11 protein-coding genes are annotated in these 9,632 nt (G+C 72.3%); 4 read left to right on the top strand and 7 right to left on the bottom strand.

All coding sequences use genetic code 11. The features are described from left to right. Positions 1-665: prolyl oligopeptidase family serine peptidase (locus tag F6X68_RS26160; protein ID WP_225852435.1), on the top strand; the 665-nt coding region annotated here is incomplete at its 5' end. A gap of 29 nt (positions 666-694) precedes the next feature. On the opposite strand, the gene F6X68_RS26155 is transcribed toward F6X68_RS26160, so the two are convergent. From F6X68_RS26155 to F6X68_RS26125, 7 genes are all read right to left on the bottom strand, one after another. Further along, entirely contained in the window at positions 695-1,114 is a 420-nt protein-coding gene (locus F6X68_RS26155; protein WP_151456769.1) for a PIN domain nuclease, read from the bottom strand. Beyond that, a complete protein-coding gene (locus F6X68_RS26150; RefSeq protein WP_151456768.1) occupies positions 1,111-1,320 on the bottom strand; it encodes a type II toxin-antitoxin system VapB family antitoxin in 210 nt (69 codons plus the stop codon). Before F6X68_RS26150 ends, F6X68_RS26155 begins: the two co-directional genes overlap by 4 nt. A 110-nt stretch (positions 1,321-1,430) precedes the next feature. Next, positions 1,431-2,339 carry a L,D-transpeptidase gene (locus F6X68_RS26145; RefSeq protein WP_225852434.1) on the bottom strand — a complete coding sequence of 303 codons (909 nt, stop codon included), beginning with the start codon at positions 2,337-2,339 and terminating at the stop codon, positions 1,431-1,433. A gap of 83 nt (positions 2,340-2,422) precedes the next feature. Further along, positions 2,423-3,871 carry an alpha-amylase family protein gene (locus F6X68_RS26140; RefSeq protein ID WP_151456767.1) on the bottom strand — a complete coding sequence of 483 codons (1,449 nt, stop codon included), beginning with the start codon at positions 3,869-3,871 and terminating at the stop codon, positions 2,423-2,425. Positions 3,872-4,068: 197 nt separating this feature from the next. Beyond that, entirely contained in the window at positions 4,069-4,752 is a 684-nt protein-coding gene (locus tag F6X68_RS26135) for a hypothetical protein (protein ID WP_370518988.1), read from the bottom strand. Positions 4,753-4,837: 85 nt separating this feature from the next. Further along, positions 4,838-5,338 carry a YcxB family protein gene (locus F6X68_RS26130; protein ID WP_151456765.1) on the bottom strand — a complete coding sequence of 167 codons (501 nt, stop codon included), beginning with the start codon at positions 5,336-5,338 and terminating at the stop codon, positions 4,838-4,840. A 122-nt stretch (positions 5,339-5,460) separates the two neighbouring features. After that, positions 5,461-5,952, bottom strand: coding sequence for a YfbM family protein (locus F6X68_RS26125; protein ID WP_225852436.1), 492 nt, complete (start codon positions 5,950-5,952; stop codon positions 5,461-5,463). A gap of 172 nt (positions 5,953-6,124) precedes the next feature. Between F6X68_RS26125 and F6X68_RS26120 the strand changes: the two genes are divergently transcribed. The 3 genes from F6X68_RS26120 to F6X68_RS26110 form a co-directional block, all read left to right on the top strand. Beyond that, on the top strand, positions 6,125-6,550 hold the full coding sequence (locus F6X68_RS26120) for an NUDIX hydrolase (RefSeq protein ID WP_151456763.1): 426 nt from the start codon (positions 6,125-6,127) through the stop codon (positions 6,548-6,550). 124 nt (positions 6,551-6,674) lie between these two features. Beyond that, the gene (locus F6X68_RS26115) at positions 6,675-8,273 is read left to right on the top strand and encodes a ferric reductase-like transmembrane domain-containing protein (RefSeq protein WP_225852433.1); all 1,599 of its coding nucleotides are present in this window, start codon (positions 6,675-6,677) and stop codon (positions 8,271-8,273) included. Then, the coding region (locus tag F6X68_RS26110) for an NADH-quinone oxidoreductase subunit NuoF family protein (protein ID WP_151456762.1) at positions 8,270-9,632 on the top strand (1,363 nt) is incomplete at its 3' end. The genes F6X68_RS26115 and F6X68_RS26110, both read left to right, overlap by 4 nt.

Below are 9,632 nucleotides of genomic sequence, written 5' to 3'. Positions count from 1 at the left end.
TGGCGAACATCCGGGGCGGCGGGGAGTACGGCCCCGGGTGGCACCGCGCCGCGCTGCGGGAGGACCGGCCCCGCGCGTACGAGGACTTCGCGGCGGTGGCGGCGGACCTGGTGAGCCGGGGTGTCACCACGCCGCAGCGGCTCGGGGTCGAGGGCGGCAGCAACGGCGGCCTCCTGACGGGGGTGATGCTCACCCGCCACCCGTCGCTCTTCGGGGCGGTCGTCGCGCACGTGCCGCTGCTGGACATGCGGCGCTACCACCGGATGCTGGCCGGCGCCTCGTGGATGGCCGAGTACGGCGACCCGGACGTGGCGGCCGACTGGGAGTTCCTGCGCGGCTACTCGCCGTACCACAACGTCGACGGCGACCGGGCGTACCCGCCGGTCCTGCTCGTCACCTCGACCCGCGACGACCGGGTGCATCCCGGGCACGCCCGCAAGATGGCGGCCCGGCTGCGCGAGCACGGCCACGACGTGGCCTACTACGAGAACGTCGAGGGCGGGCACGGCGCGGCGGCCAACAACGCGCAGCGCGCGTTCGTCTGGGCGCTGACGCTGGAGTTCCTGTGGCGGAAGCTGGCCGGACGGCCACACCAGCCCTTGCCGCGCCAGCTTGTGCCGGTCGACGGCGAGTCCACCGACCGGGCATCCGACCGGCTCCGATGATCACAGAGTGGGTGGCGGCTACTGGGATGTCAGTCGGCGGTGCCGGCCGGAACGACCCAGGTCGTGGGCTGTCCGGTGATTGAGGTGATCATGTCGAAGTCGCCGTCGTAGTGGAGGACGGTGACTCCGTGTCGCTCGGCGGTGGCCGCGATGAGCAGATCCGCCATCGAGAGTGCACGGTGGTTGCCCTTGTGCAGCGCCTGCACCTGGATGTCGATCGCTCGGTCCCAGACGTCGTCGGGCGTGAACAGCCATCGGAAGCCGCTCAGCAGCCACCGGGCACGCTGTGCGTCCTTGGCGGTGCGAGCACTGTGGATGACCTCGATCTCCACCGCCCCGCATACCGCGAGTAGCCCCCGCTCGGAGAGCTCTTCGAGTACCGGGGCCACGCGTGGCTTGGGCCAGCGGGCGAGCGCTGACTTGTCCAGCAGGTAGTGCTCGTGATTCACGCCGCGTCCGGCTTGGTCGCCTCGACGGGGCCGGTGAGATCGGGCAGCCCTCCGCTCTTGAGCCAGTCGGCGAACTGTCGCCGCTTCTCGCGGTCGACGATCGCCTTGAGGGCTGCGTTGACGGTGGCCTTCTTGGTCGTGGTGCCGAGGATCTTGCCGGCCTCGGCGAGCAGCTCGTCATCGACGTCGAGAATCGTCCGGCTCACGGTTGACTCCTCGGTAGGCGGTACCGCCGATGATATCAATCTGACGGTGCCTTGCTATCACCTCGCTGGGCGTGCCACCGGGAGCCGACGTGCGCGAGCGGCGCCGGCGTTCAGGCCGTCGGGGGCGGGGCGGGTAGCTCGTCGACCACCACGACCTCGGTGCCGGGGCGGACCTTCGCCAGCAGTTCCCGCTGCCCGCTCTTCGTCAGCCGGATGCAGCCGTTGGTGGTGTTCCGGCCCAGCTCGCCGTCGTGGTACCAGCTGTGGATGCCGATGTGCGCCCCGCGCAGGCCGGCCGGCACCGAGTCGGGGTCGTCGGGCACCGAGCCGAGGGCGTAGATGTCGACGCCCCCGTACACGCTCTGCGGCGGCGGGGTGCGGCCCAGGATGAAGGTCCGGCCCAGCGGGGTCTCCTGGCCGCGCTGGCCGAGGCTGACCTCCCAGCTGCGCACGGCCCGGCCGGCGCGGTACCAGGTGAGGCGGTGGTGCTTGCGTTCGATCACGATCTGGTCGGTCAGCGCCACGGTGGTGTGGCCGCCGGGCGGCAGCCAGGCGAGCGTGCGGTTGGCCGACGGGAGCAGCACCGCCGTCCAGCCGGCCCGCCGCTGGGCGATCGGCATGGTCAGCTCGACGCCGCTGATGGTGGGGTCGAGGAACGCCAGCGGCCGGCCGCCGGGGGCGGTGTAGGCGGCGATGCGGCGGGTCGGGTGCAGGCCCTCGGTCAGCGGCGTGGTGTCCATCGTGTCCGGGTCGGCCGGGAAGCCGGTGGGCGCCGGGCCGTAGTCGACCACCGGCAGGTCGTCCGGCGCGGGCGCGGCGACGGGCACCCGCTCCGGCGCGGCGCTGGTCGGGGCCGCGCCGGTCGGCGCGGGCGGCCCGACGACGACCGGCGGCGCGGTGGGCTCGGCTCCGGGGGTCAGCACCCAGCCGGTGGCCCCGCCGACCAGCAGGAGCAGGGGTACGCCGACGGCGGCGGCCAGCGCTCGGACGTGTCGCCGGTTCATTCGGTCAAAACGCACAAACTAACTGTAACGGGTGAACAGCGGCGAAACCCCGTCCCGGCCGGAATGCCGGCCGGGACGGGGTCCGCAGGGGTGGAGCCTCAGCTCAGCCGCGCGCCCACGTGGATGGCGATCGCGTCGTGGGCGGGCACGTTCGCGGCGAACCAGCCGCCGCCGTCCACGGTGATCACCGGCCCGCTGCACGTGCCGTTGCTGAAGGTGCCGTGGACGACGTCGCAGTAGCGACCGGCCGGCAGCCCGCTCTGGTACGACCGGCCGTTGACCGCGGAGTCCTCGTCGTTGATCGTGACGAAGCCCTTGCCGGACCGGCCGAAGGCGATGTGGTTGTTGCCGTTGTCGTACCAGTTGACGACGCCGGCGCCCTCGGTGGCGTTGCGGAAGCCGACCATGTTGGCGATGACCGGCCAGCGGTGCTCGCACTCCCAGCCGGAGTAGCAGGTGGCGTTCAGGGTCCGTCCCGAGCTGTCCGAGGGCGGGCCCTGGTCGCGCTGGCTGAACGTGTAGCTCGACATCACCGTCGGGGAGCCGTACGGCCAGGCGAGCATGAACGCGTTGGCCAGCGCGTAGATGCCCCGGTCGCGGTAGGTCAACACCCCGCCGACGTCGCGCTGGGTGTCGTGGTTGTCCACGAAGACGGCCGCCGACCCGCTGGGCAGGTGCCCCCAGCCCTCGCCGAAGTTGCGCAGGTAGGCCAGCTTCTCGGAGCGGAAGACCCGGGCCAGGTCCTTGCCGTAGCGGAACTCGTGCACGTCGCCGTTGCCGGTATACTCACCCGGCTGGATGGGCTCGCCGGCGCCGTGGATCACCTCCTGCACGATGTACGCCGAGCGGGACAGCTTGCCCCTGATGGCGGCGATGTCGGCGGCCGGCATGTGCTTGCTGGCGTCCATCCGGAAGCCGTCGACGCCCAGCGAGAGCAGGTCGTTGAGGTAGCCGGCGATCTTCGTCCGGACGTAGTCCGACTCGGTCTTCAGGTCGGCGAGGTTGACCAGCTCGCAGTTCTGCACCTCCCACCGGTCGTTGTAGTTGGCGATGTCGTCGCCGCCGTTGCGGCCGCAGTGGTGGAAGTCCTGCGTCTGGTAGATCCCCGGGTAGTCGTAGTGCCCGTACGACGAGCCGGCCCAGCCGGTGCCGCCGTTGTCCTGCCCGGACATGTGGTTGACGACCGCGTCGACGACCACCTTTACCCCGGCGGCGTGGCAGGTGTCGACCATGGACTTGAACTGCGCGCGGGTGCCCTTGCGGGACTCGATCCGGTAGCTGACCGGCTGGTACGCCAGCCACCACTGCGAGCCCCGCACGTGTTCCTGGGGCGGCGAGACCTGCACCCAGCCGTAGCCCTTCGGGCCGAGATTGGTGCGGCACTCGGTGGCCACCGACGACCAGTTCCACTCGAAGAGGTTGGCGATGACCTTCTTGCCGCCTGCCGGGGCCGCGCCGGCCGGGGGAGTGGTCGCGGCGGTGGGGACGATCAGGCCGGCGATCACGCCGAGGGCGACGATCGCCGACAACCGTCGACGTCTCTGCATGGAGGACTCCTGACGGGGGATGGGGGACGGGACGGTGGCGAGGCCGGGAGGCCCCGGTGGTGCCGGGATCTTGCAGTACGGCTTGAAAATTTCCGAAAGGTTACAAGCGCATTGCAAGCGCTGTCAATGCATGGCCATGTATGGATGTCTTCGCGCTGCCGGCCTCGTGCGACGGACAGGCGCCTGCGATCGAGCGGTCAGGTGGCCGCGTCGAGCCAGCGTCGCCAGCTCGTGCGGGTGGGAGTCTGCTCGGGATGCGCGGCCACATGGAGGACGAACTGTGCCCGGAGCCGGACCAGGGGATCGTCGGCGGACGTCAGCGTCTCCACCTCATGGAGGAACGGCGAGTCGTGGAGCTGACGGACCAGGCTTGCGTACAGCCAGTCCTTGCACCGGTACGGTCGCCTCAGTGCCGCGAGGATCAGCTCAGCGATCTGTGGCCTGATGGCCGCCGGGAGACCGCCCCGACCGAGCCGGCGAAGGAGCATCTCCTTCGTTCCCCAGCGGGACCACATCCACGACTCCGGCGCTCCCCACTCGTCGGGATGCTCCGCCTCCCACCGCAGGTAGAGGGCCACGATCGGCGCCCACCGTGCGCGGTCGTCGTCCGAAGCGTCCCGGAAGGCATCGAGAGGTCCGTGGATCGTCTGCGCCTGATGCCACCGGAAGTCGGCGCGCGCCTGGTCCAACCTCGCGGCGAGTCGAGCCTGACCGGACCTCGACCGGTGGTGCGCTGCCCACAGACCGTTCGACAGGTGCAACGCTTCACTCGCCGCGGCGAGCAGTGCCTGATGCCGAGCAAGCGCATGGTGACGTACGACCGGATCGACCGCCACCAGGTCGAACAGCCAGGAGTAGTCGCCGCGCGGCGCCGCAGACACCATGGCAGCTTGCCATCCCCGCCCAACCAGGAAGCAGCGGCACCGACAGGCGTCAGCAGAGGTGTCGGCTCCGCCAGAGAACTCGTCAGGTGGAGCCGACGAGCAGCCCGCGATCGGCCATGAAGGCTCGCAACGTCTCCGCGTCCTCAGCGGACATCAAGCGGCGTGGAATCACGGTCGCCGGCATCCGGCCGACGTACACGATCCAGAACTCAGGGGTGTCCCGCACCCGAGCCACCCCGTCCCAGGCGATACCGCCGGACTCCGAGCCGCTGCGCATCATGATGTTGTCGTCGGTGATGTCGTAGGCGCCCTCGACTGCGTATTGACCGGAGCGCCGACGGGCCCGCCACTGCACCCACGGCGAGTACAACATCGACAGCAGGCCACCCAGGACCATCGCCATGCACAGCGACGAGACCCGGTCACCCCACGAGAACCCCCGCGAGACGGCAAACCCGATCGCCCCGACCACCGCCAGTACCGCACCGATGTAGCCGAACTTGCGCAACCGGACACTGCCGAGCGCAGCGGCCACGCGGCCCGGGTAGGCGGGATCAGCTGGGACGTCGAAACGGATGTGCACGCCAGAACGATAGTGCCCCCTACCGTCCGTCGGCAGCGCCTGACTCGCACCGGCTGGCCGTCAGCGGTAGGAGGCACCTCGTCCCTGGAACGCTGGCAACCGGAGACAGCCGGGCGGCTGCGTCAGGTGATGGCCAACAGCACGGCCTGGCCGTTCCCGGCCGCGGCGCGATAGAAGCGGCGCACTTCGGTGAAGTGCGACATGAGGTGGTCGAACTCGTCACTGCCGTTGGCCCAGATGGCCGGGTAGATGTCGGCGGCTGCCATGGCGTCCGGATCGAAGCGGGCGCGCAGCGTCTCCACGTCCATGGCGTCGAGCCCGGTGGCGATGACCCGGACGGTGTTCGGGTCAAGCAACCGGGCCGGACCGTAGCCGCCATCCTGACCGATCTCGTCGCCGCCGAGAATCGCCGCGCCGGCACCCTCGCCGATCTTCCAGGCGGTGCCGGTGAGCAGGTAATGGATGCCGTGCCACGACTTGTCCAGATCGAGTTCCGGCTCGGGCATTTCGGCCTCGTCGTCGAGGTCGCCGTAGATCAGTTCGTCGACCGCCGTCGGGTCGGCGAGCACCGCAGCCATCTCTTCGACCGACAACCGGCGCCCGATGAACACCATGCCCAAGGACCGGCCCCTTCCCGTTGTCGTCGGCGGGCTGTCACGCTGACCGACAGATCTCAGGCGGCACCGTACCGCAGCCTCCGTCAGCGCTGAGAAGGAAAGCGGGCCGCACTCGCAATGACCTTCTCGCCTGCCTCGTCGCAGCAGGATCGGGTGGCACAATGCGCCTGTGTCGATCTCCGCGGAAGGCTCTCCCAAGGCCCGCATCGTCACGGCGTTGCTGCGGGACGGCAACCGGGTGCTGTTGTGCCACCGGTCTCCCCGGCGCCGTTGGTATCCCGACGTCTGGGACATGCCCGGTGGGCACGTGGATCCCGGGGAACTGCCCGGCGCGGCACTTGCCCGGGAGCTTCGAGAGGAGCTGGGCATCGACATCGCGGCGCCGTCGGGTCCGCCCGTGCACGAAGTTCATGCCGACACGTTCGACATGCAGATCTGGCTGATCGAAGCGTGGACGGGGTCTCCGGTCAACGCCGCGCCGGACGAACACGACGCCATCGCGTGGTTCACCGGGGACGCGCTCGGAGAACTGTCCCTGGCTCATGACAGTTACCTCGCCTTGTTCAGCAAGGTCCTTGGCGAGCATCGAGCCTGACCACGACCGGACCCTCTGAAGATCACACGCGGGCCCCCGCTTCGGCGCCGGTACGCGGAATTTCCGCGCGCCGGTGATCCGCCCGCCCTGCCCGTCCGTACTCGATGGGGAACAGGGCCGGCCGGTGGTGCGCCGCCGCGAGACGATCGAGGAGCAGATGGCCCGGGCACAACGGAACCAGAAGCCGCCCACCGTCCGGACCACCAGCACCAGCCGGGGGGCCCGCACCCGGTCCCGGCCCGCGGTGGCCCTGCTGACCCTCTCTGCGCTCGCCGCGCTGTGGGCCGCCACCATGCTGACCGGCGCCGGCTCGGCCGCGTACGCGTACGGCTTCTTCTTCACCGAGTTCTTCGCCGGGGTCGTCGCCCTCGTGGCGTTGAGCCTCACCGTGATGATGGGGCTGCTCGCCACCGACCGGCTGGTGCTGCTGATCCGGCACCGGGTGCTGCTCCAGTCCGCGCACCGGGCCACCGGCATCCTCGGCGTCGCCGGGCTGGTCTTCCACGTGCTCACGAAGATCGCCACCGGCCGGGCGGCGAGCACCGACGCGGTGGTCCCCTTCGTCGGTGGACGGGGCCTCTACGTCGGCCTCGGCACGGTGGCCGCCCTGCTGATGGTGAGCGTGCTCTGGACCGGTGTCGTCCGGGCCCGCTTCGCCGGGGTCGGTCCGAAGTGGCTCTGGCGGACCCTGCACTCGGCCGCGTACCTCTCCTGGCCGTTCGCCATCGTGCACGGGCTCAACGCCGGGCGGCCCGCGAAGCCCTGGGTGCTGCTGAGCTACCTCGCCTGCGTCCTGCTGGTCGTGCTGGCGCTGCTGGTCCGCCTCTCCGTCAGCCTCGGACGGCGCCGCCGGGAGCAGCACCAGGCCGCCGCGATGAACCAGGCCCTGGCCGGGCGGCCGGCCGAGGACGCCCCGCGCCGGTCGCTGTTGCGGGGCCGGACCCGAAGCGCCGACCGGGCGGCGGAGCCGGAAAGGCGCGCGGGGACCTGGGCCGGCACCACGATCGCCGGTACCACGGTCACCGGCACCTGGTCCGCCCCCGCCGCGCGGCGCCGCGACCCGGAGCGGTTCACCGTGCCGGCCGTGCCCGAGCCCGGCACGCTCCACGACCCGGCACGCCCGCGCCGACGTGCGGCGGAACTCGCCCCGGCCGGTCGGCGCCGAGGCGAGGAGGCGCCCGCGACCACTGGCCGCCGCCGTGAGGAAGCGCCCGCGCCCACCGGCCGCCGCCGCGAGGAGGCGCCCGCGCCGACCGGCCGCCGGCGTGAGGAGGAACCCGTCCCCACCGGCCGCCGCCGCGCCGGCGAGACCCCTCGACGGGACCGGGCGGAGCGGGACGGGGTGCGGCGCCCCTCCGCGCCGCCCCGCCGCCGGGAGGAGGCCGAGGAACCCTGGGACAGCCCCCGCCGCTGGGAGCCGAGCGACCCGATCTCCGCCGGGCCCGTGTCCGCGGGTCCGGTGTCCGCGGGGCCGCGCAGCGGCGGCGGTCGGCACAGCGTCGAGGACGACCGGGACCTCGAACCGGACTACTGGCGGCCCCCGGTCCGGTACGTCCCCGAGGAGGTCCCGCTGCCGGCCGACGACACGCCGACCCTGGTCGACCTCGCGTCCCGGCGGGCACGCCGGGCCGCCGGCGAGAGCAGGTCCGTGCGCCGCCGCCGGGTCAACGCCGACGCCGTCGACGGGGCGTACTGGGCCGGGCTGCGGGGTGAGGCGAAGTGATCCGGACGACCGTGCCCCCGGTGGCCTGCGTCGGCGAGCCCCGGCTCACCGCCGGCTTCGCCGAGTTCGGCCGGCTCGACCTGCCCGCCCACGAGGAGGTGCACGGGCCGGTCGGGCCGATGGAACCGGCCACCCTGCTCCGGCTCGCCGAGGGCGTACAGCTCAAGGGCAAGGGCGGCGCGGGCTTCCCGTTCGCGAGGAAGCTCCGCGCGGTGCTGGAGTCCTGCGAGCGGCGGGACCTCCCGGCGGCGGTGGTGGTCAACGCCACCGAGGGGGAGCCGGCGAGCTGGAAGGACAAGGTGCTGCTCACCCGGGCCCCGCACCTGGTCCTCGACGGCGCCGCGCTGGCCGCGTACGCGCTGGACGCCGACGAGATCGTCGTCGGGGTGGCCGACGACGGGGTGGGCCGCGACTCCCTGACCGAGGCGCTGGAGGAACGCCGGATGCCGGCGCCGACCAGCATCGTAACCGTGCCGCACCGGTTCATCTCCGGCGAGGGCGGAGCCCTGGTCAACGGCATCAACGGCCTGCCACACATCCCGCCGGGCACCAAGCGACGCTCCAGCGACTCCGGCGTCGGCGGCCTGCCCACCCTGCTCTCCAACGCCGAGACGTACGCCCAACTCGCGGTCGCCGCCCGGCTCGGCCCGTACGAGTACGCGGCGCTCGGCACCGACGACGAGCCGGGCACCGTGCTGCTCACCGTCACCGGCGCGGCGGGACGCCCGGCGGTGGTGGAGTGCGCGGCCGGCACCGCGCTGCGCGAGATCCTCGACCTGTGCGAGGTGCCGGACGGGCCGGGCATCCTGACGGGCGGCTACCACGGCAGGTGGATCACCCGGGAGGCGGCCGACCGGGCGGAGATCTCCCGCAAGGGGCTGGCCGCCGTGGGCGGCACCCTCGGCGCGGGCATCCTCGTCCCGCTCGGCGCGGACACCTGCCCGCTCGGCGAGGCCGCCCAGGTGGTGCGCTACCTGGCCGGCGAGTCCGCGGGGCAGTGCGGCCCGTGCCGGATGGGCCTGCCCGACCTGGCCCGCGCCGTCGACCTGGCGGTCTCCGGCAGCGCCCCGGTGGAGGTGGTCCGCGCCGCCGCCGGCGACGTGAAGGGCCGCGGGGCGTGCAGCCACCCCGACGGTACGGCCCGGTTCGCGCTCTCCGCGATGGAGGTGTTCACCGAGGACCTGCGGCTGCACACCACCGGCGAGGGGTGTGGCCGGCGGGTCCGGGCGGTGATGGGCCTGCCGGGCGCCCCCGACCCGAACCCGCAGCGGCTCACGCTCGACTGGTCCCGCTGCGACGGGCACGGGCTGTGCGCGCACGTGGTGCCGGACTTCATCCGGCTCGACGGGAACGGCTACC

The organism is Micromonospora sp. AMSO12t (assembly GCF_008806585.1).
Classification (GTDB): Bacteria; Actinomycetota; Actinomycetes; order Mycobacteriales; family Micromonosporaceae; genus Micromonospora; species Micromonospora reichwaldensis.
The sequence above is the reverse complement of the archived record's forward strand: the minus strand, read 5'-3'. Positions and strand labels throughout refer to the sequence as shown.

What these genes read in the sequence shown, in the direction of transcription:
- F6X68_RS26140 (WP_151456767.1), bottom strand. Translation starts at nt 3,871, where the DNA reads ATGCAGAGACGTCGACGGTTGTCGGCGATCGTCGCCCTCGGCGTGATC.
- F6X68_RS26125 (WP_225852436.1), bottom strand. Translation starts at nt 5,952, where the DNA reads ATGGTGTTCATCGGGCGCCGGTTGTCGGTCGAAGAGATGGCTGCGGTG.